The organism is Nocardia sp. NPDC019395, from assembly GCF_040632335.1.
Lineage (GTDB): Bacteria > Actinomycetota > Actinomycetes > Mycobacteriales > Mycobacteriaceae > Nocardia.
This window is the reverse complement of record NZ_JBEYBT010000015.1, coordinates 114,671-136,784: the sequence shown is the minus strand read 5'-3', so window position 1 is coordinate 136,784 and position 22,114 is coordinate 114,671. Positions and strand designations below refer to the sequence as shown.

The following is a 22,114-nucleotide window of genomic DNA, read 5'->3' as shown; positions in this document are numbered from 1 at the left end:
CCTTTTTTTTTGTTTTTTTCCCCGATATTTTTTTAACCGCGGGGGGGGGGGGGGCGCCGCCGCCCCCCCCCCCCCCCCACCCCTGGGGCCCCGCCCCGGACGCCGTCCGGGGCGGGCACACTGCTGTCGATAGGCATTCGTCCGCCGTTCGTATTCCGTTACACATCCCCCGGTCGAGGCCCGATTTCGATAACGGACGAATATCCCGGCCCGCCGAGACATCAACGCGTCGGCAAGGTATCGTCACGGGACGATCACAGCGTTCTCGCGGCGGATTTCGGCCATCCGATCAGCACGGCCTTGCTTGGGCCGGATGAGGTCGAATAAGGTCCATCGAGCACATCTGTGACCAGATCGTTGTAGCGCTGGCCATTGGTTGGTCGGGACCGGACGCCGGCGCCGCCGAAGAAAACGGGGTGTTGTCCGCGCAGCGGTGGCGAACAACACCACAACAGCAGAAAGAGAGCAGAATTCATGCGTTTCGGCAGGGCAGCCGGCCCGAAGAGAAGTATTGGGCGGTCACGGGCACCTCGCGGTTGGCGTAACCGGATTCTGGCTATCGGTGCGGCGGCATTCGCGCTACCGGTCGCTGCGGGTATCGCGGCTCCGACCACCGCGCTGGCCTCACCCGCGACCCCGGTGCATCGCGCCGGCCTGGAGGAACTGATGGTTCCGTCCAGTATGGGCCCGATCAAGGTTCAGGTGCAGTGGGCGGCGCGCGGCGGTAACGCCGGGCTCTACCTCCTCGACGGTCTGCGCGCTCGCGAGGATCGCAACGCCTGGTCGTTCGAGACCAACGCGACCGAGCAGTTCGCGAACGACAACATCTCGCTGATCATGCCGGTCGGCGGGCAGTCGAGCTTCTACGCCGACTGGTATGCCCCCAGCAACACCAACGGCCAGAAGTTCACCTACAAGTGGGAGACCTTCCTCACCCAGGAACTTCCCGCCTTCCTCGAAGGCCACGGCGTCTCGCGTACCAACAACGCGGTCGCGGGCCTGTCCATGGGTGGCAGCGCCGCGCTGTCGCTGGCCGCGTACCACCGCGACCAGTTCAAGTCGGCTGCCGCCTACTCCGGCTACCTGAACATCTCCGCGCCGGGTATGCGGGAAGCGATGCGGATCGCCATGCTGGACGCCGGCCGCTTCAACGCCGACTCGATGGCCGCCCCGTGGAGCCCGCAGTGGCTGCGGATGGATCCGTTCGTGTTCGCGCCCCAGCTGCGTGGCCTGCCGATGTACATTTCGGCCGCCAGTGGTCTGCCCGGCCCGCACGATCACCCGAACTCCGCCATCGGGGCGTTCAACACCAGTACCGCCATGGGACTGGAAGCCCTGTCGCTGGTGAACACCCGGGCCTTCCAGGCGCGGCTGCGTTCGCTGGGAGTCGACGCCTACTTCGACTTCCCGAGTGTGGGTACCCACTCCTGGAAGTACTGGGAAGGCCAGCTCTTCGCCTCGCGCAAGATGTTCCTGGATTCCACCAACGGCTGGTGATCGACACGCTGTATCCATCGAGCATGAGCGAGGGCCCTGCGTGGTTACGCTTCGCTGCCGCCTCCGGGCCTGACTCGCTCATGCTGATCGGTTGCCGCTGAACCGATAGCCAACGCACAACGGCGCCACCTGCTTCGTATCGAAGCAGGTGGCGCCGTTGCTGTTCCCGGCTTGCCACGGTGATCAACTGATTTGCTGTCAGCGCGTCTACCGGGTAATGGGCCCCGGCGGCGGTACAAACAGTGTGTGGCAGGGAAGAATCGCGCACGAAGGGGGACAACCGGCCGGTCCGGCAGACGCACCCGGCGCAGTCTCGCCGTGTTCGCGGCCGCGTTGGTGCTGCCGTTCGCCGCCGCCCAGGCCCCGGCGCCCGCTCAGCCGACCGCGGCCGCCGCACCCGCGACGATCCGCAATGTCGTCTGGCATTCCGATCGCCACGTCGAGGTATGGGTGAATTCGCCCGCCATGGGCGCCCCGATACAGGTCCGATTGCTACTGGCGCGTGACTGGAACACCCAGCCGAACGCGAAATTCCCGGTGCTGTACATGCTCGACGGCCTCCGCGCCACCGACGACGACAGCGGCTGGATCAAGGAAACCGGCGCCGTCGATTTCCTCGCCGACAAGAACGTCACCGCGGTACTGCCGGTCGGCGGGCAGGCCAGCTTCTATTCGGACTGGCTGGAACCCAACAACGGCAAGAACTACAAATGGGAGACCTTCCTCACCAAGGAACTTCCGCCGCTTCTGGAAAGCCAATGGCGGGCCACGACGACCCGCGGTATCGCCGGACTGTCGATGGGCGGCACCGCCGCGATGTTCCTGGCCGCCCGCAACACCGACTTCGCGAAGTACGCAGCCTCCTACTCCGGTTTCCTCACCACCACCAGTACCGGTATGCCGCAGGCGATCAAGCTCGCAATGGCCGACGCCGGCGGTTTCGACGCCGCCGCGATGTGGGGTCCACCGGGTAGCCCGCAGTGGGAGGAACACGATCCGGTGTCTCTGGCCGATCGCCTGAAAGGTAAATCCCTCTATATTTCCAGCGGAACCGGCGCCTCCGGTAAACACGACGAAGGTTCCGAGATACCGGGTGTCAGCACGAATATGTTCGGGACAGGTCTGGAGACGCTGTCCCTGATCACCTCCCAGAATTTCATCGCGAAGCTGGACGAACTGCGCATACCCGCCACCGTCAACTATCGGTCCGCGGGTACGCACACCTGGCCCTACTGGGATTTCGAAATGCGCCAGTCCTGGCCGCAGGCAGCGAGCGCGCTCGGCGTGGCCGCGGGGAAACTCAACTGTGCGACCGGCGGAGATATCGGCGCGGTCGCCGCGGGCAACGGCTGGCTCGGGGACTGTCTCACCGGCGAATACCGGGTACCCGGCGGCGTCGCCCAGGATTTCCGGCACGGCCGCGTTTTCCACACCCCGGAGGGCGGAGCGCATGCGGTGGCCGGCCGCATCGGCGGCGGATATCAGGCGGCGGGCGGCCCGCAGAGCGGTCTCGGACTGCCGGTCGGCGACGAAACGCCCCTGCCGGACGGCCGAGGTCGCTTCCAGCAGTTCCAGCAGGGGGCGCTGTACTGGACTCCGGAGACCGGCGCGCAAATGGTGCGCGGCGCGATCCTGGCGGAATGGGGCGGCCAGGGATTCGAAGGCGGCCCGGCGAGGTATCCGGTAGGGCCGGAGGTGAAAACACCGAACCGCGACGGCGCGGTGCAATCCTTCGAAGGTGGCCCGTTCTATTTCAGCCCGGCCACGGGCGCACACCGAGTCGAGGGCCTGATCCTGGGCAAATACTCCGAACTCGGCTTCGAGAACAGCTGGCTGGGATTCCCGGCCGCCCCCGAACTCCCGCTGAAGGATTTCGGCCGGTTCAGCAGGTTCGAAGGCGGCAATATCTACTGGAGTCCGCTGTCGGGTGCCTGGGCGGTACGCAACGGCCCGATCATGGACGCCTGGCGTGACGCGGGATTCGAGAACGGCCGCCTGGGCTTTCCGATCAGTGATGAATTCGCCATCCCCGGCGGATCACAACAGAATTTTCAGCACGGGTTCGTCACTGTCCGAGACAACCGTGCCGAGGTCCACTGAGAGGCGTTTTCGCCCACACCCCGGTGCCCCGGACAACACCGCGCAGCGCAACCCGGGGTTCTGGTATTACCCTCGGTGATCGCGGCCCGCGGGGAACCTGCCGGGCCTGGACGCAACCCGACGGTCAAACCAAATGGTTCGGCGGCTCCCAGGTGGGTGGCCGTGGACCCGCGCGCAACCGCGCGCCGGAACACAGGATGGAATGTATGTATCGGACCCGAGGCACGATGCTCGGTGTGGTGGCGGTCGCTGCGGCTGCCGGACTGCTCGCCGGCTGCGGTGACGAGGAATCGACCGCGACCAGCACCCCCACGCTGTCGACCCCGGCCGCCGCACCGTCCGCGAGTTCGGCGCCTGCTCCGGCGCCCGGGGAGCAGACCACTGCTCCCGCGCCCGAGGAGAGCGCCGAGGAGGAGGCGCCCGCCGAGGCCGAGCGGCCCGCGCCCGTGCCGCCGCAGGAAACCGAGGCCGCGGAGCTCGATCCCAAGGATCAGGCCTATATCGACGAACTGGCGAAACAGGGTGTGACCCCGTCCAGCCCGGATATCGCGTTGAGTATCGGTTCCTACGTATGCCGCGGCGTGGCTCAAGGTATCAGCGATCCGGAACTGTTCACCTGGGTGACCGCGATGGCCGGATCGGACGCGACGTTCGATCCCGCGAAGATGCCGGTCGAGCAGGCGGGCCGCATCTATATCGATACCGCGAAAGCGCACTACTGCTAGTGGCTGCCGGTGAGTAGGGGACGTAGTGGATCCCGTCGGTCGCGGCCGGCGGGCTGTCTGACGCTGCTGGCGCTGGGGGTCGCCGGGCTCGTCATCGTGGTGCTGCTCTGGTATCTGCTGGCCGGGTGTCTGCGGGAGCCACCGACGCCGCCCGGTCCGGGACCGGGCCCGGAGGAGCCGACCAGCCAGCCGGCGAGTTGCCCGGATGTGCAGATGGTGTCGGTGCCCGGTACCTGGGAGTCGAGCAGTGACGACGACCCCTACAACCCGACGGCCAATCCGGCTTCGCTCATGCTGAACATCAGCAATCCGGTGCGCGAGCAGTTCCCGGACGAGCGGGTGGACGTGTACACCGTCCCGTATGTGGCCCAGTTCTCGAATCCGGTGGCATTCCCGCCGGACGGTCAGGCCTCTTACAACGTCTCGCGTAGCGAGGGTATGCGGCGTACGTTCGATTTCCTGACCGAGCGTCACAAAGAGTGCCCGCTCACTACGTATGTGCTGGCCGGGTTCTCGCAGGGTGCGGTGATCGCGGGGGATATCGCGGAGCAGATCGGTAAGGGCAACGGCCCGGTGCCCGCGGACCGCGTGCTCGGGGTGTCTCTGATCGCCGACGGCCGCCGGTCCGGTGAGCCGGGGCCGGGACAGCCGATCCAGGTGGGGTCGCCGCCGCCGGGGATCGGTGCCGAGGTCGCGCTGGCCGGTGTGAACGTGCCCGGGATCACGATGACGGGGCCTCGCGAAGAAGGTTTCGGCGAGATCGCCGACCGGGTGTACACCATCTGCGCGCCCGGCGACCTGATCTGCGACGCACCGCGTCAGGCCCTGAGTCCCTCGAACATCTTCGGCAGTCTGGGCACGCTCGTACAGGCCGTCGGTAATCCGGTACACAGTCTCTACAACGGGTTCGTGGTGGATTCCGATGGCACGACGGCCACTCAGTGGGCCGCGAACTGGGCGGTCGGGCTGGTCGACAGCGCGCCGGTTCCGCCGCATTCGTGACGGGACTCGCCGCTCGCGGTCCGGTACCGGCCCAGACACCGGTGACCGGCCGGGTGGCGTGTGCGCGGCGCCGTCGTACCTGGTGGCGCCGCACCTCGGTGCTGTGGCCGGGCACCGGCGGCGTGTTGTGACAATTCACCGCACGCAGCGTGCTCCCTCACCCGCGGCACGCTGTAAAGTGCGCTGGTGATCGCGTATCCCGACCCTGCGCCGGCCGGGATACGCAGGGACTTCCGATATCCAGGAGCATGAGTTCATGACAGAAGCCGCCGCATCGGTGGATGAGTTGAGCGCGCTGGGCACTCCGCTGCGAAAGTTCCGATTCGCGGCCGCGGGCGAAGGGAACAAGCAGGAAGGCGGCGCCCGCAAGTTCATCCAGACGGCGCAGCAGGCCGAGGAGTACGGCTACGACACCTTCGTGGTGCCGGATCATCTCGGTGATCAGATCGGTCCGATCGCCGCTCTCGGCGCGCTGTCCCAGGCCACCGATAAGATCCGGCTCGGGACCTCGGTGCTGGCCAACGGGTTTCGGCATCCGGTGGTGCTGGCCAAGGATCTGGCCACCATCGACGTGCTGTCCAAGGGCCGGCTCGAAGTGGGCATCGGGGCCGGCTGGAAGGCCGACGAATTCGCCGCCGCCGGGTTGGACTACGACCGCCCGGGGATCCGGCTGGCCAAACTCGACGAGACGCTGACCATTCTCGATGTGCTGTTGCGCGGGCAGGAATGCACCTTCGAGGGCAAGTACTACCAGGTGCACGGTGTCAAGGGGACCCCACGCCCGCGGCAGGGCCCGCGTCCACCCCTGTGTACCGGCGGCGGCGGGCCGCGGATGCTGAAACTGGCCGCGAAGCACGCCGACATCATCTCGGTTGTGCCGGTCACCACGCCGAACGGTAAGGGCCTGCTGTCCAGCATCACTCTCGAGAAGACGATCGAGAAGGTGAATCTGATCAAGGAAGCCGCCGGGGAGCGGTTCTCCCAGATCGAGCTGAACTGGGCGGTTACCGCGATCGTCGTCACCGACGACCGGGAGAAGATGGCGGAAATGGCGCTTGCCGCGCTGGATCGCGGTCAGCTTCCCGACCTCGAGGTCGATGTCCAGCTCACTGTCGAGCAGATCTTGAATTCCCCGTATGTGGCCATCGGTACGTTCGAGGAAATCGCCGAGCAGATGCGGCGGGTGCGTCAACTCACGGGAATGTCCTATATCGGGATCTATCCCACCCAGATGGATGCGTTCGCACCGGTGATTCCCTTGCTCCGAGAGGAGTGAGAGGCTCATCTCTGTAACATGTCTCTGGTTTGAGAACATCTAGCCGATAGCGGTCACCGCGCAGACCGCACCCCAACCCGCGGAAAAACGTTCTCGGATGGAGAGCACCGCGGCGAAAGCGAGTCGGGGCCCACACAGTAAATAACGGTTATCGTGCCGTTGCCGCGTGCGCCTCGGAGGAGAAGGAATGGACGAGACTTTCGACGACTACCTGGACGAGAACGGGAACATCACAATTCCCGATGATCGCACCCTGGTCGACCACGTCGAGAAGCACACCCGCAACGACGCGAACACCTTGGCGTACCGCTACATCGACTACTCGCGCGAGCGCGACGGCGAGGCACACGAGCTGACGTGGCAACAATTCGGTGTCCGGCTGCGCGCGGTGGCCGGTCGACTCCAGCAGGTCACCCAACCGGGTGATCGCGTGGCGGTGCTCGCACCGCAGGGGCTCGACTATGTGATCTCCTTCTTCGCCGCCATCTACGCGGGCGCGATCGCGGTGCCGCTGTTCGACCCCGAAGAGCCCGGTCATACCGACCGGCTGCACGCGGTGCTCGGCGACTGCAAACCGTCGGCCATCCTCACCGCCAGTTCGTCGGCGGCCGGGGTGCGCCAGTTCTTCCGCGCGCTGCCCGCCGCGCAGCGGCCGCGCATCATCGCCGTGGACGCCATTCCCGACAGTGTCGGGGAGAGCTGGGTGCGCCCGGATATCGCGGTGGACGATATCGCCTACCTGCAGTACACCTCGGGTTCCACCCGGACCCCCGCCGGTGTGGAGATCACCCATCGCGGTGTCGGCACGAACCTGCTGCAGATGGTCGACGCCATCAACCTGGACTGGAACTCGCGCGGCGTCACCTGGCTGCCGCTGTTCCACGATATGGGCCTGCTGACGGTGATCCTGCCCGCCGTGGGCGGCAAGTTCATCACCATCATGTCGCCGGCCTCGTTCGTCCGGCGGCCGTACCGCTGGATCAAGGAGCTGGCCGCCGCCTCCGACGGGGCGGGGACCTTCGCCGCGGCCCCGAACTTCGCGTTCGAGCATGCCGCCGTGCGCGGTCTGCCGAAGAACGGCGAATCGCTGGACCTGTCCAATGTGATCGGCCTGATCAACGGCAGCGAACCGGTGACCACCTCGTCGATGAAGAAGTTCAACGAGGCTTTCGCCCCGTACGGGCTGCCGAAGACCGCCATCAAACCGTGCTACGGCATGGCCGAGGCGACGCTGTTCGTATCGGCGACCAAATCCGAGGACGAGGCCAAGGTCACCTACGTCGACCGCAACGAGCTCAATGCCGGCCGGATGGTCAAGGTCGAACCGGGTGCCGATAATGCGATTGCCCAGGTGAGCTGCGGTTATGTCGCTCGCTCGCAATGGGCCGCGATCGTCGATCCGGAGTCGATCGACGACGCCCCGCGTGAACAGCCCGACGGCCACGTGGGCGAGATCTGGTTGCACGGCAACAATATGGGCATCGGGTACTGGGGCCGGGACGACGAGACCCGGGCGACCTTCCAGAACAAGATCGTCGAGCGGCTCGCCGACGGCAGCCATGCCGAGGGTGCGGCCGCCGACGCGAACTGGATGCGCACCGGCGATTACGGCGTGTATTACGACGGCGAGCTCTACATCACCGGCCGGGTGAAGGACCTGGTGATCGTCGACGGCCGCAATCACTACCCGCAGGACCTCGAATTCTCCGCCCAGGAAGCCAGCACCGCGCTGCGGCCCGGGTTCGTCGCGGCGTTCTCGGTTCCGGCCAATCAGCTGCCGGCCGAGGTGTTCGTCCAGGGCAGCCATTCGGGCCTGAAATTCGATGCCGACGACGCCTCCGAACAGCTGGTCGTCGTCGCCGAGCGGGGCCCGGGCGCCGGTAAGGCCGATCCGTTGCCGATCGCGGACGCGGTACGGGCGGCGATCTCGCAGCGGCACGGTGTGACGGTCCGCGATCTGCTCCTGGTGCCCGCGGGTTCGATTCCGCGTACGTCCAGCGGAAAGATCGCGCGCCGCGCGTGCAAGTCCGCTTATGTCGAGGGCACGCTGCGCGGCGGTTATACGCAGCAGGCGTTCCCCGATGCACCTGAGGAATGAACCCGGTCGCGGCTTCGGTGCGGCGTCCGGGAAAATAGGCGGCTGAGCGAGGTGCCGGAGGAGGTACGCAGCGTGGCCACCCAGGCGCGGGCGATACCTGGTTGCCGGCCACCCATCCCTGCGATGCAGGCTGTTGCCCGGCACCGCGTACAGACAGGTAGCTTGAGGACTGATGGCTGATAACGAGGGCACGTCGCCGGAACCGACCGAGAACCTTCCTGCCGCGCGGGAGGGTGGTGCCGCGGGGGAGGGCGCCGCGAACACCGAGATGTCGGTCGCCGAACTACGGGACTGGCTGCAGCGCTGGGTCGCCGAGGCAACCGGCCAGCCGGTCGAGCAGATCACCGTCGACCGGCCGATGGAGGAGTTCGGGCTCGCTTCTCGCGATGCCCTGGCGCTCGGCGGTGAGATCGAGGATCTCACCGGGATCCTGCTGAACCCCACCGTCGTTTACCAGCATCCGACTATCGCCTCGCTGGCCGAGGTAATTGTCTACGGGCCTCCGGAGGCCATTCTCGAGACGTCCGACGACCAGTTCTATACCGCCGGATACGCCCCGGGCGAGGCGCACGATATCGCCATCGTGGGTCTGTCGACCCGGCTGCCCGGCGCGGGTGACACCCCGGAATCGACCTGGGAATTCCTCATCAACGGCGGCGACGCCATCCGCGAGCTCCCCGAAGGTCGTTGGGCGGAGTTCCTCGGTGAGCCGCAGCTGGCGCAAGCCGTAGCCGAGGGCAATACCCGGGGTGGCTACCTGGACCAGAACGTCGTCACCGATTTCGACGCCGAATTCTTCGCCATGTCGCCGATCGAGGTCGAACGGATCGACCCGCAGCAGCGGCTCATGATGGAGCTGACCTGGGAGGCCCTGGAGCACGCGCATATTCCGGCAAGTGATCTGCGCGGCGAATCGGTCGGTGTGTACATCGGTACGTCGACCAGTGATTTCCAGCTGATCGCCGCGATGGGCCTGGGCGAAACCGATCCGAATGTTCCGGCATCGGCCGAGGCCTACAAGATCATGGGCAGCGCCAGCAGCATCATCGCGAACCGGGTCTCCTATTTCTACGATTTCCGGGGTCCGTCCGTCGCGGTGGACACTGCCTGTTCGTCGACCCTGGTCGCCGTGCACCAGGCCGTGCAGGCGCTGCGCGCGGGCGACACCGACGTGGCGTTGGCCGGTGGCGTGAACATGCTGCTGATCCCGATGACCACGCTCGGATTCGACAAGAACGGCGCGGTTGCCAAGGACGGCCACATCAAGGCGTTCTCCTCGGACGCGGACGGGATGGTGCGTTCCGAGGGAGCCGGGCTGGTGGTGCTCAAACGGCTCGCCGACGCCGAACGCGACGGTGACAATATTCTCGCGGTGGTCAAGGGTTCGGCGGTCAACAGCGACGGCCGGTCCAACGGACTCCTCGCTCCCAACCCCGATGCCCAGGCCGATGTGCTGCGCCGCGCCTACCGCGACGCCGGGATCGTGCCCTCCACTGTCGACTACATCGAGGCGCACGGCACCGGCACCCTGATCGGTGATCCGATCGAGGCACAGGCGCTGGGTCAGGTCGTCGGTGCAGGTCGTGCCGCCGACGCTCCCGCTCTGCTGGGTTCGGTGAAATCCAATTTCGGGCATCTGGAATCGGGTGCGGGCGCGGCGAGCCTGGCCAAAGTCATCCTGGCGTTCCAGAACGATGTGCTGCCGGCCAATATCAACTACGCCGGGCCGAACCCGTATATCCCGTTCGAGCAGGCGCGACTGAAGGTCGTCGACGAAGCGACCCCGTTCCCGCGCTACAGCGGGACCGCGACCGTCGGTATCTCCGGTTTCGGGTTCGGTGGAACCAACGCGCATGTGGTCGTGCAGGAATACGTGCCACCCACCTCCGCGACCCCGGAGCAGGCCGACGACGAGGCGGACACCGGTTCGCTCGAGGTGGAGAGCACCGATGTGGTCGCCGAAGCCGAGTCCGTGACCGCGGATGCCGCCCCCGAACCGGAATGGTCGGCCGAGCGGGACGAACCGCTGCCGGTGATCCTCGCCGTTTCCGCTTATCTGCCCTCCCGCCGCCGCCGCGCCGCCGCGGACCTGGCCGATTGGCTGGAAAGCGAAGCGGGACAGCGGACTCCGCTCGATGATGTCGCTCGTGCCCTGGCCAAGCGCAGTCACTGGCGGTCACGCGGTGTCGTACTGGCCAAGGATCACGCCGAAGCTGTCGCCGGTCTGCGGGCGATCGCCGCTGGCAAGCCGGGGCAGGGTGTTTTCACCGCCGACGCCCCCGCCGCGCAGGGGCCGATGTGGGTGATGGCCGGATTCGGTGCCCAGCACCGGAAGATGGGCAAACAGCTCTATCACGAGAACGCGATCTTCCGGCGCACCGTCGACGAAGTCGACGAACTCGTCGAGGACGAGGCCGGTTACTCGGTGCGTGAGCTGATGCTGGACGACGCCCAGGACTGGGATATCGGCACGTCCCAGGTCGGGACCTTCACCATTCAGCTCGGGCTCGCCGCGGTACTGAGGGCGCACGGGGCCGAACCCACCGCGGTGGTCGGGCACTCCCAGGGCGAGGTGGCCGGCGCGTATATCAGCGGCGGGCTGCCGCTGGAGGACGCGGTCCGGGTGATCTGCGCACGCTCCCGGCTGATGCGCGAGGGCGAGCAGATGCTCACCGACGCCGATGTCCGGAATATGGCGCTGGTGGAATTGAGCGCCGACGATATCGCCGCCATGCTGCCGGAATTCCCCGATGTCGAGGTGGCCGTGTACGCCGCGCCGACCAATACGGTGATCGGTGGTCCGGTGGATCAGGTCGCGGCGATCGTCGCGCGGGTCGAGGAAGCCGGGAAATTCTGCCGGATCCTGCAGACCAAGGGCGCCGGGCATACGTCCCAGATGGATCCGCTGCTCGGCGAACTCGCCGCCGAACTGGCCGGGATCGAACCGACGAAACCCAAGGTCGGGCTGTACTCCACGGTCGACAAGGAGCAGTACTACGCGCCCGGTCACGACCCGGTGCACACCGAAACCTACTGGGTGCGGAATATGCGCGAGAGCGTGTACTTCACCAACGCGGTGCGCCGCGCGGTCGACGCCGGGATCACGACGTTCCTCGAACTGGCCCCGAATTCGGTGGCGCTCATGCAGGTACTGGGCACCACTTTCGCCGCCGGTGTGCACGACGCACAGCTGATCCCCACTCTCAAGCGCAAAGAAGACGAGTCGGCCGCGGTCGTTGCGGCCCTGGCCCAGCTCTACGTGCACGGACACACGGTGGACCTCAGTTCGCTGCTGCCGGCCGGACCGTACGCCGATATTCCGCGTACCGCTTTCGTGCGCAAGCACTACTGGCCCAAGGTGAGTGCGTTCTCGACCGGCGGCAGCTCCCGGGTGCCGGGTGCTTCCGTCGCTCTGCCGGACGGGCGGCACGTATGGGAGGTGCAGGCCTCCGCCGTGGACGGTCTGCCCGCCCTGGTGCAATCGGCGGCGGCGCAGGTACTGGCCGAGGTGAATCTGGGCGCGAGTGTCGCCCACGCACCGTTGCCCGCGACCGGAACGCTGACCACAACTCTCACCCCGCATCCGGGCGGTGCCTCCGTACAGGTGCACGCGCGGGAAGGCGCGCAGTTCCGGCTGCTGTTCGACGCGGTGATCACCTCCGGTGCCGCGCTGCCCGTTCCGACCGAACCGGCCGCGGCCGCCCCGGCGGTGACCCCGGAACCCGAGGTTCTCGACGCGGTGGACACCGCGGGCTTCGGGGAGCGGTGGAGCCCGGACAGCGGCCAGACCGTCGAGGAGCGGCTGGCGCTGATCGTCGCCGAATCGATGGGTTACGCGGTCGAGGATCTGCCGATGGAGATCCCGCTCATGGAACTCGGGCTGGATTCGCTGATGGCGATGCGGATCAAGAACCGGGTCGAATACGAATTCGATATACCGCAGCTGCAGGTTTCGGCGGTGCGCGATGCCAGCCTGCACGAGGTCGGCAAGGTGCTGCACTACGCGATCGAACATCGCGACGAGGTGCGGGAAATGGCCGAGAAGCAGGCCGCCGGGGAATCCGGTGCGCTGAACGTGGACGATAATTTCGTCGCCGCGGCGAAGGCGGCCATGGAGTCGGGCGAGGATCCGGTCGCCGCCCTGAACCAGGGGTCCGCGGCCGCGCAGACCGGAAGTACCGCAACGGAATCGGAGTCCGGCACGCTCACCGGTGAAGCCGGACGCGGTCCGTCCGCAACCGAATCCGCTACGGCCACTGCGGAAGCGGGTGCCGGGGCCACCGCACCGACTGCCCAGGATCCGATCGGAGCCGGAGCGGAACCGGCCGCGGGGCCCGCGGTGTTCGGTGGTGCGACCGCCGCGGCGGATGAGGAGAACGTTCCGCCACGTGACGCGGCCGAGCGGCTCACCTACGCGTCCTGGGCCATGGTCACCGGTGAATCCGCCGGCGGGATCTTCAACACCCTGCCGATCCTCGACGAGGATTCGGCCGAAAAACTTGCGGCCCGGCTCACCGACCGGGTGGGCGCCGAGATCACCGTCGATGATGTGCTCGATTGCGAAACCATCGAGCAGCTGGCCGAAATCGTGCGCACTCTGCAGGACAGCGGGGCCGATGTCGATGGGTACGTTCGTCCGCTGCGGGCGCGCGCGGAGGGGTCCGATGCGGTGCCGGTTTTCGTGTTCCATCCGGCGGGCGGGAACACGCTGGTCTACGAACCGCTGCTGAAAAAGCTTCCCGCGGATACTCCGATGTACGGTCTCGAAAGGGCCGAGGGGTCGATCGAGGAGCGTGCCCGCGAGTACGTTCCGGAACTGCGCAAACTGCAGAGCGACGGCCCGTATGTCCTCTACGGCTGGTCGCTGGGCGCTGTCCTGGCTATGGCCGTCGCCCATATCCTTCGTGCCGAAGGCGCCGATGTGCGGCTCGTGGGTCTGATCGATCTCGCCATCCCCGTGGAGCTGGAGGACAACAGTCCCGAGGAGCGTTTTCGGCGGATCCAGCGCTACCAGGTCTTCGCCAGGAAAACCTTCAACATCGACGGTGAGCTCGACGACGACCAGCTGCGCGAGCTGGCGGACTCCTCTGATGAGGAACAGTTCAAGATGATCAGCGATCTGATCAAGATGACCGGTGCGAAGATCCCGGGCGGGGTACTCGAGCATCAGAAGACTTCGTGGATCGAGAACCGCGCACTCCAGCAGGTTCAGCCCGCGAACTACGACGGCGATGTGGTTCTCTATCTGGCCGACCGCTACCACGACGGTGCGATCGAGCTCGAGCCGCGTTACGCGGACCGTCGCCCCAACGGCGGCTGGGACGAGTACCTGCCGAACCTGGAAGTTATCCGCATCCCCGGCGATCACCTGCAGATCATCGATGAACCCAGGATCGGAAAGATCGGCGAAGACCTCACCGCTAAACTCGCCCAGATCGATTTATCGGGCGTGAAAGGGAGCAAGTGAGCACTACCGCCGAAAAACTCGCCGACCTGCGGAAGCGACTGGAGCTCGCACAGGAACCGGCGGGCGAAGCCGGCGTGGCGAAACGGGCGCGCAAGGGCATTCCCAGCGCTCGTGACCGGATCAATATGCTGCTCGACCCGGGGACCTTCACGGAGATCGGCGCGCTGGTGCGCCGCCCCGGTGACGAGTCCTCGCTGTACGGGGACGGTGTGGTGACCGGGCACGGTCTGGTCGACGGTCGCCCGGTAGCGGTGTTCTCCCACGATCAGACCGTGTACGGCGGTTCGGTGGGCGAGATGTTCGGCCGTAAGGTCGCCGCGATCATGGAGTACGCGGCCAAGGTCGGCTGCCCGATGATCGGGATCAACGATTCCGGTGGTGCCCGGGTGCAGGAGGCGGTGTCCTCGCTGGCCTGGTACGCCGAGCTGAGCACCCGGCAGGAACCGCTGTCGGGGATGGTGCCGACGATATCGCTGATGCTCGGCAACTGCGCCGGTGGCGCTGTGTACTCGCCGATCAACACCGATGTCGTGGTGGCCGTCGAATCCGCGCATATGTTCGTCACCGGGCCCAAGGTGATCCGCGAGGTCACCGGCGAAGACGTGAGCCTCGAAGAACTCGGTGGTGCGCACGCGCAGGCCCAGTACGGCAATATCCACCACATCGCCAAGGACGAGACCGCGGCCTTCGCCTGGGTGCGTGAGTACCTGTCGTATATGCCGACCAGCTGCCAGGAACTCCCGCCGGTGATCAATCCCGGGCTGGAACCGGAGATCACCGATTCCGACCGGGAGCTGGATTCCCTCGTCCCGGACTCCGACAATGCCGGCTACGACATGCACGATGTCCTGCTGCGGATATTCGACGACGGCGGATTCCACGAATACGGTGCCGAAGCCGGGAAGAACATCATCACCGGTTTCGCCCGGGTGGACGGTCACAGCGTGGGTGTGGTGGCCAATCAGCCGATGGTGTACGCGGGTGCTCTCGACGCCCGCGCCTCGGACAAGGCGTCACATTTCATCCGGCTCTGCGATGCCTACGAGATTCCGCTGGTACTCGTGGTCGATACTCCCGGATTCATGCCCGGTGTGGAACAGGAGAAGATCGGCGTCATCAAACGTGGCGGCCGGTTCTTGTTCGCCTTCGTCGAGGCCACGGTGCCGAAGGTGACCGTGGTGGTGCGTAAGGCCTATGGCGGCGGCTACGCCGTGATGGGCTCCAAACAGTGCGGTGCCGATGTGAACCTGGCCTGGCCGACCGCCCGTATCGCGGTGATGGGCGCGGAGAGCGCGGTGAGCCTGATCGGTGCCGCGCAGATCGCCGCCGCGCCGGAGGATCAGAAAGAAGCCGTCCGCCAGCAGCTGGTCGACTTCTACAACGCGACTGTGGCAACCCCGTGGGTGGCGGCCGAACGCGGATTCATCGACGCGGTGATCGAGCCGTCGCATACCCGGCTGGAGCTGCGCCGCGCGCTGCGGCTGCTGCGGGACAAGACGGTGATCCGCAACCCGCGTAAACACCATCTGCTGCCGCTGTAGGCGTTCGGTTCGGGTTGTTCCGGGGGTTATTTACCTACCGGAACAACCCGAACCGCCGGAAGATCCTTTTCAGCTGATCGACGCGGATTCGATCACCACATTGTCCACCGGTACGTCCTGGTGCATACCCTGCGACGAGGTGGATACCGCGGCGATCTTGTCGACGATCTCGGTGCCGTCGGTGACCTCGCCGAAAACGGCGTAACCCCAGCCCTGGCCCGCCGGCTGGGTGTGGTTGAGGAATTCGTTGTCGGCGACATTGATGAAGAACTGCGCCGTCGCCGAATGCGGGTCGTTGGTGCGCGCCATGGCGACCGTGTACTTGTTGTTCTTCAGGCCGTTGGCGGCCTCGTTCTGGATGGGCGCCTTGGTCGGCTTCTGCTGCATCTGGGCGTCGAAGCCGCCGCCCTGAACCATGAAATTCGGGATCACGCGATGGAAGATCGTGCCGTTGTAGTGTCCGGACTCGACGTATTCGACGAAGTTACGGACGGTGTCCGGCGCCTTCGCCTCGTCCAGTTGGAGGCCGATGGTTCCGTAGTTCGTCTCGAGATTCACCTTGGTCATGCCCCTACCTTTCCATTACCGCCGCTATACCCCGCTCATAAGGGGGTGTTTCCGGGCCGATTGTGCCAGCCGCCCCTCTTTACCCCGTTCCGATGGTTTTTATGCCCAGTTCGCCGGGAGTGTTTTTGTTCCGGGTGGGTACGCGCCGGGACACCAGCGGGCTGTGCGCCTTCCGCCCAAGTAGCATGCCAGCGTGCCAGAAGTCGCCACCGCAGTTTTGACGAAGACGCCACCGGATCCGGATCCGAAGGTCGCGCCGAGGGATTTCCGAGTCGCGCGTCTCGTCGCGATCGTTACCGGGGTGCTCGGTGCGCTGTTCGCGATAGCGACGCCGTTCCTGCCGGTGACCCAGACCACGGCGACTCTGTCCTGGCCGCAGAACGACAGCCTGGCCAATGTGCAGGCGCCGCTGATGTCGCAGGTGCCGATCGATCTGACCGCGAGTATTCCGTGTTCGGCGGTGAACCAGCTGCCGCCGGAGGGCGGGATGCTGCTGGCCACCGCGCCCCCGCAGGGCGACCGGGCCTCGCTCGAGGCGCTGTTCGTGCGCGTATCGGACACCTCGGTCGATGTGGTGGACCGCAATGCGGTGGTGGCCACGGCCGATCGTGCCGAGATGGCGAACTGTTCGGCCATCACCATCAGCTCCGATAATCAGCGCACCAGTGCCGCGTTCGAGGGGCTGGTCACCGAGACCGGAACCCCCAACTCGGGGCAGTTGGTCGGCGATCTGCGGCCGCAGATAGTCGGCGTGTTCACCGATATGACCGGTGGTGTCCCGGCCGGGCTGACCCTGGACTCCACCATCGACACCCGGTTCACCTCGAACCCCACCTGGATCAAACTCGCCGCGATGATCGCCGCGGTGCTGTGCACCCTGCTGTCGCTGGTGGCGCTGGCCCGGCTGGACACCAGCGACGGCCGCGGGCACCGGCGGTTCCTGCCCGCGCACTGGCTGAAACCGACCCTCGCCGACGGCGGCGTGATCGGCACCCTGCTGGTGTGGCATTTCCTCGGCGCCAACACCTCCGACGACGGCTACATCCTCAACATGGTCCGGGTGGCGCCGGACGCCGGCTATATGGCCAACTATTTCCGCTGGTACGGCGTACCCGAGGCGCCGTTCGGCTGGTACTACTACGTGATCCAGCTGTTCTCGGAGGTCTCCACGGCCAGCCCGTGGGTCCGGCTGCCCGCCCTGGGCTGCGGGATCCTGTGCTGGATGGTGATCAGTCGCGAGGTGGTACCGCGGCTGGGTAACGGCCTGCGCGGTCTGCGCGCCCGGGCCTGGTTCGGCAGTGTGCCGCTGTGGACCGGCGGACTGGTGTTCCTGGCGTTCTGGCTGCCCTACGACAACGGTCTGCGTTCGGAGCCCATCGTCGCGCTCGGCGCACTGCTCACCTGGGTGTCCATCGAACGGGCCATCGCCACCGCGCGCCTGCTGCCCGCCGCTGTCGCGGTCCTGGTCGCGGCGTTCACCCTCGCCGCGGCCCCGACCGGCCTGATGTGTGTGGCCGCGCTGCTGGCCGGTATCCGGCCCATCACCCGGATCATCGTGAAACGGCACCGCGTGCACGGGACCCTGGCGCTGCTGTCGCCGCTGGCCGCCGCCGGGTTCCTGGTGCTCACGGTGGTCTACAGCGATCAGACCTTCTCCGGTATCCAGGAGGCCAACCGCGTCCGGCAGCTGGCCGGCCCGAACCTGGCCTGGTACGAGGACTACCTGCGCTACTACTACCTGTTCGTCGAAACCGTCGACGGGTCGCTGGCCCGCCGGTTCGCCTTCCTGGCCATGCTGCTGTGCCTGTTCACCACCACGCTGGTGCTACTGCGCCGCCGCCGGGTTCCCGGTATCGCCGCCGGCCCGACCTGGCGGTTGATGGGTGTGGTGTTCGGGACGATCTTCTTCATGATGTTCAACCCGACCAAGTGGACCCACCACTTCGGCGCCTACGCCGGGATCGCGGGTTCGCTGGCCGCGGTGACGGCGGTCGCGGTTTCGGCCTCGGCGCTGCGCGCGCGGAAGAATCGGGCGATCTTCCTGGCCGGGTTGCTGTTCACCCTCGCGCTCGCCTTCTCCGGCACCAACGGCTACTGGTACGTGTCCAGTTACGGCGTGCCGTGGTTCGACAAACGGGTCACGCTGTTCGGGGTCTCGTCGAACACGGTCATCCTGCTGCTGTTCGGGCTGGCCCTGCTCCTGGTGGGCTGGCACGCGCTGCGTGAGGGCTATGTCAAACCACCGAATTCCACCCGGACGGTCCGCGGTAGGCGGGTCCGGAAGTTCGCCGCCGTCCCGCTCACGCTGGTGGCCGCGGCGATGGTCCTGTTCGAGGTACTCTCGCTGGCCAAGGGCGCGTACTCGCAGTACCCGGGGTATTCGCTGGGCCGCGGCAATATCGATGCCCTCGCCGGCGATACCTGCGGCCTGGCCAACGACGTTTTGGTGGAGGCGAACGCGAACGCCGGCCGGTTGAACCCGATCGCGGATCCGGCGAATCCGCCCACCAACCCCGGCGACCCGCTGGCGGGTGTCGATCCGGTCGGATTCGACCCCAACGGTGTCCCCGACGATCTGTCCGCGGACGCCGTCGAGGTGAAGCCCGGTACCGGCAACACTTCCAGCCAGTCGGTCGGCGCGAACTTCGCCGAAGGGCAGAACGCCGGTACCGGCGGTGGCCAGGGCGCGCAGGGCGTGAACGGTTCCACGGTGGCGCTGCCCTTCGGACTGGATCCCGCGAATACGCCGATCCTGGGCAGTTACCAGGAGGGTGTGCAGCAGCCCGCGCTGGTCACCTCGAGCTGGTACGAACTGCCGGAGCGGTCCCCGGACCATCCGCTGGTGGTGATCACCGCGGCCGGGCGCATCCTGTCCTACGACGACACCGGTGCCATGCAGTACGGCCAGTCGCTCACCGTCGACTACGGCAAACGTCAGCCGGACGGCTCGGTCACCCAGCTCGGGACCTATCTGCCGCGCGATATCGGCCCCTTCCCGTCCTGGCGCAACCTGCGGGTCCCGCTGGACGAGATCGCCCCCGAAGCCGACTCGGTGCGGATCGTCGCCAACGACCCCATCCTCATCGGCGACCAGTGGCTGGCCTTCACACCGCCCCGCGTCCCGAAACTGGAAACGGCCAACAACTACCTGGGTTCGGAGCAGCCGATCCTGCTCGACTGGGCGGTCGGCCTGCAGTTCCCGTGCCAGCGTCCGTTCCGGCACGAGAACGGTGTGGCCGAGGTGCCGAAGTTCCGCGTTATGCCGGACCGCCCGCTGGCGGTCAGCTCCACGAACACCTGGCAGGCCCAGGAATTCGGCGGGCCGCTCGGGTTCTCCCAGATGCTGGCGAATTCCACCACGATCCCGACCTATCTGAAGAACGACTGGGGCCGGGACTGGGGCACGCTGGAACGCTACGACCAGTACTACGACGCTGTTCCCGCGCAGCTGCAGACGGGCACCGCGACCAGGTCCGGGTTGTGGGATCCGGGGATGCTACGGGTCTACTGAGCATCGGATCGTCGTGGCGCGCGATCGCCGCGACGATCCGTCCACTCGGACTCGGATCCGCCGATGTCCGGGTCGCCTCCCGGGACGGCCCGAGCCAGTCGAGATATGAGTACAGTGCGCGTTCGGTTCGGCTCCAGGGGGCACGGGGCAGCCCTCCACTAGGCTGACCGACGGCCAGTTCGTGTACAGGAGCCGGAGGTAGTTACGCCGATGACGACGAGTCGCGGCGCGCGGTTGGTGCGTCAGGTCGGGGCCGGAGTCGGCGAAGCGGTACTCGCGACAGTGGTCGCTGTGCTGGTGGTCGCGGTGGGTCTGGTCGCGTTTTCGCTGGTGAACTGGCCGGCGTTCAACTCCTCCAATGTGCTCCGATCGCTGACCACGGTGGGGCAGGTGGCGTCGGCGGTGCTGCTGGCGGTTTCGATCGCACTGCTGCGTATGCGGCGGGCCCGGCGGTGGGCGAAACTGCTGTCCTGGACCGGTATCTCGGCGTTCGTCACGGTCACCCTGGGGCTGCCGCTGGCGGCGACGAAGCTGTATCTGTTCGGTGTCTCGGTGGACCAGGAGTTCCGCACCGAATACCTGACCCGGCTCACCGATAGCGCCGCGCTGCGGGATATGACCTACGCCGATCTGCCGCCGTTCTATCCGGCGGGTTGGTTCTGGTTCGGCGGGCGGGTCGCGAATGTGCTCGGGATGGACGGTTGGGAGGTGTTCAAGCCGTACGCGATCGGCTCGATCGCGGTGGCGGCGGTCGTCGCGCTCGTGCTGTGGTCCCGGCTGATCCGCGCGGACTGGGCGGTGGGGGTCGCCGCGGCGACGACCGCGGTCGCGGTCACCTACGCCGCTCCCGAGGCGTACGGCGCGGTGATCGCGATCATGATCCCGCCGGTTCTGGTGCTGGCCTGGGGCGCTCTGTACCGCCCGGCCGAGCCGGCCACCGGTACACCGACGGCGGGCGGCTGGGCCGCTGTACTGGGGACCGGACTGTTCCTCGGTCTCGCGGCCACCTTCTACACGCTCTATTTCGCGTTCGCGGTGTTCACGGTCGTACTCATGGCGATCGTCGCGGCCGGGGCGGGTGTCCGGATGCGTTACGCCGCCCGGACACCACGCCGGATCGCGGCGCGGTCCGGTGCGGAGCGAGAACCGGTACACGGTATCGGGCGGGCGATCGGTACGCCGCTGCTGCGCCTGGTCGTGATGGGTCTGGTCACCGCTTTGGTGGCCCTGCCGGTATTCCTGCCCTTCCTGCTGCGGATGCTGGACAGGCCGAAGCTCGAATCGGGTGGTGCGTTCCACTACCTGCCCGAGGCGGGGTCCGAACTGCCGCTGCCGATGGCGGAGTTCTCGATGCTCGGCGGTCTGTGCCTGATCGGTGTGATCTGGCTGGTGGTGCGCGCGAGTTCCTCGCGGCGGGCGCAGTCGCTGGGGATCGGGGTTGTCGCGGTCTATCTCTGGTCGCTGTTGTCGATGCTGGCCACGGTGGCGGGCACGACCCTGCTGTCCTTCCGGTTGGAACCCGTACTGCTGGTGCTGCTCGCCGCGGCGGGCGGTTTCGGGTTCGTCGAAGGCGCCCGCGCCGTATACCAGGCGCTGAACGAACCGGCACGGTTCCGCTGGGTGGCCATAGTCCTCGCGACCGTCGGAGCCCTGGCCTTCTGCCAGAACATTCCGCATGTGCTCGCCCCGGAGATCACCACCGCCTACACCGATACCGACGGCGACGGTTTCCGCGCCGACCAACGCGACCCCGCCGCGATCCGGCACTATCACCACATCGACGACGCGCTGCGGGCGCAGACCGGCCGCGAACCTTCGGGCAATGTCGTGCTCACCGGCGACACCACTTTCCTCGCCTACTACCCGTACTTCGGTTTCCAGGGGCTGACCTCGCATTACGCGAATCCGCTGGCCGACTACGCGGACCGGTCCGCGACCATCGAGGCCTGGAGCGAAGTGGAGACCCCGCAGGAACTTCTCGACGCGATGGCCGACGCGCCGTGGCGCGCGCCGGACGCGTTCCTGTTCCGCCGTAGCGGTGACGACTACACCCTGCGGCTGGCCGCGGACACCTATCCGAACGATCCCAATGTCCGCCGCTACACCGTCACCTTCCCGGCGGCGCTGTTCGACGACGCCCGGTTCACCACCACCGATATCGGACCGTTCACGCTGGTCGTGGTGAAACGCTGAGCGGTTCCTGCGCCGCCGCACGGTAACCCCGAGCCCGGCTCCGTATTCGCCTCCGGTCGCCGGCGTTCCGCGTCCGCCCGCGTGCGTCGTGGCCGTGCGCGGTCTGCCGTTGCCCGTTCGCCCGGCCGCACCCATTA

11 protein-coding genes are annotated in these 22,114 nt (G+C 66.8%); 10 read left to right on the top strand and 1 reads right to left on the bottom strand.

Translation table 11 applies throughout. From position 1 onward, the window contains the following. Positions 1 to 474 precede the first annotated feature (474 nt). From ABZ827_RS25465 to ABZ827_RS25430, 8 genes are all read left to right on the top strand, one after another. Positions 475 to 1,497: an alpha/beta hydrolase family protein gene (locus ABZ827_RS25465; RefSeq protein ID WP_357241423.1), complete on the top strand. Its 1,023-nt coding sequence runs from the start codon at positions 475 to 477 to the stop codon at positions 1,495 to 1,497. 246 nt (positions 1,498 to 1,743) lie between these two features. Further along, the gene (locus ABZ827_RS25460; RefSeq protein ID WP_357241420.1) at positions 1,744 to 3,597 is read left to right on the top strand and encodes an alpha/beta hydrolase-fold protein; all 1,854 of its coding nucleotides are present in this window, start codon (positions 1,744 to 1,746) and stop codon (positions 3,595 to 3,597) included. 206 nt (positions 3,598 to 3,803) lie between these two features. Continuing rightward, entirely contained in the window at positions 3,804 to 4,322 is a 519-nt protein-coding gene (locus ABZ827_RS25455; RefSeq protein ID WP_357241417.1) for a DUF732 domain-containing protein, read from the top strand. A gap of 57 nt (positions 4,323 to 4,379) precedes the next feature. Beyond that, positions 4,380 to 5,324 (top strand): cutinase family protein, encoded by a 945-nt coding sequence (locus tag ABZ827_RS25450; protein WP_357241453.1) that lies wholly within the window; start codon positions 4,380 to 4,382, stop codon positions 5,322 to 5,324. 256 nt (positions 5,325 to 5,580) lie between these two features. Then, complete coding sequence (locus ABZ827_RS25445) at positions 5,581 to 6,600, top strand: LLM class F420-dependent oxidoreductase (RefSeq protein WP_357241414.1); 1,020 nt, start codon at positions 5,581 to 5,583, stop codon at positions 6,598 to 6,600. A gap of 187 nt (positions 6,601 to 6,787) precedes the next feature. Continuing rightward, complete coding sequence (fadD32, locus tag ABZ827_RS25440) at positions 6,788 to 8,698, top strand: long-chain-fatty-acid--AMP ligase FadD32 (RefSeq protein ID WP_357241411.1); 1,911 nt, start codon at positions 6,788 to 6,790, stop codon at positions 8,696 to 8,698. Positions 8,699 to 8,870: 172 nt separating this feature from the next. After that, positions 8,871 to 14,165, top strand: coding sequence for a polyketide synthase Pks13 (gene pks13 / locus ABZ827_RS25435; protein ID WP_357241408.1), 5,295 nt, complete (start codon positions 8,871 to 8,873; stop codon positions 14,163 to 14,165). Next, a complete protein-coding gene (locus ABZ827_RS25430; RefSeq protein ID WP_357241405.1) occupies positions 14,162 to 15,706 on the top strand; it encodes an acyl-CoA carboxylase subunit beta in 1,545 nt (514 codons plus the stop codon). The genes pks13 and ABZ827_RS25430 overlap by 4 nt, the downstream gene beginning before the upstream one ends. A gap of 69 nt (positions 15,707 to 15,775) precedes the next feature. On the opposite strand, the gene ABZ827_RS25425 is transcribed toward ABZ827_RS25430, so the two are convergent. After that, complete coding sequence (locus tag ABZ827_RS25425; RefSeq protein ID WP_357241402.1) at positions 15,776 to 16,273, bottom strand: peptidylprolyl isomerase; 498 nt, start codon at positions 16,271 to 16,273, stop codon at positions 15,776 to 15,778. Between the two features lie 217 nt (positions 16,274 to 16,490). Between ABZ827_RS25425 and ABZ827_RS25420 the strand changes: the two genes are divergently transcribed. Together ABZ827_RS25420 and ABZ827_RS25415 are read left to right on the top strand one after the other, a co-directional pair. Next, positions 16,491 to 19,784, top strand: coding sequence for an arabinosyltransferase domain-containing protein (locus ABZ827_RS25420; RefSeq protein WP_357241450.1), 3,294 nt, complete (start codon positions 16,491 to 16,493; stop codon positions 19,782 to 19,784). A gap of 210 nt (positions 19,785 to 19,994) precedes the next feature. Then, positions 19,995 to 21,977, top strand: coding sequence for a galactan 5-O-arabinofuranosyltransferase (locus ABZ827_RS25415; RefSeq protein WP_357241399.1), 1,983 nt, complete (start codon positions 19,995 to 19,997; stop codon positions 21,975 to 21,977). Positions 21,978 to 22,114 lie beyond the last annotated feature (137 nt).

Coding starts and splice junctions, on each gene's coding strand:
- ABZ827_RS25465 (WP_357241423.1), top strand. CDS start 475: ATGCGTTTCGGCAGGGCAGCCGGCCCGAAGAGAAGTATTGGGCGGTCA.
- ABZ827_RS25455 (WP_357241417.1), top strand. CDS start 3,804: ATGTATCGGACCCGAGGCACGATGCTCGGTGTGGTGGCGGTCGCTGCG.
- ABZ827_RS25445 (WP_357241414.1), top strand. CDS start 5,581: ATGACAGAAGCCGCCGCATCGGTGGATGAGTTGAGCGCGCTGGGCACT.
- fadD32 (WP_357241411.1), top strand. CDS start 6,788: ATGGACGAGACTTTCGACGACTACCTGGACGAGAACGGGAACATCACA.
- pks13 (WP_357241408.1), top strand. CDS start 8,871: ATGGCTGATAACGAGGGCACGTCGCCGGAACCGACCGAGAACCTTCCT.
- ABZ827_RS25425 (WP_357241402.1), bottom strand. CDS start 16,273: ATGACCAAGGTGAATCTCGAGACGAACTACGGAACCATCGGCCTCCAA.
- ABZ827_RS25415 (WP_357241399.1), top strand. CDS start 19,995: ATGACGACGAGTCGCGGCGCGCGGTTGGTGCGTCAGGTCGGGGCCGGA.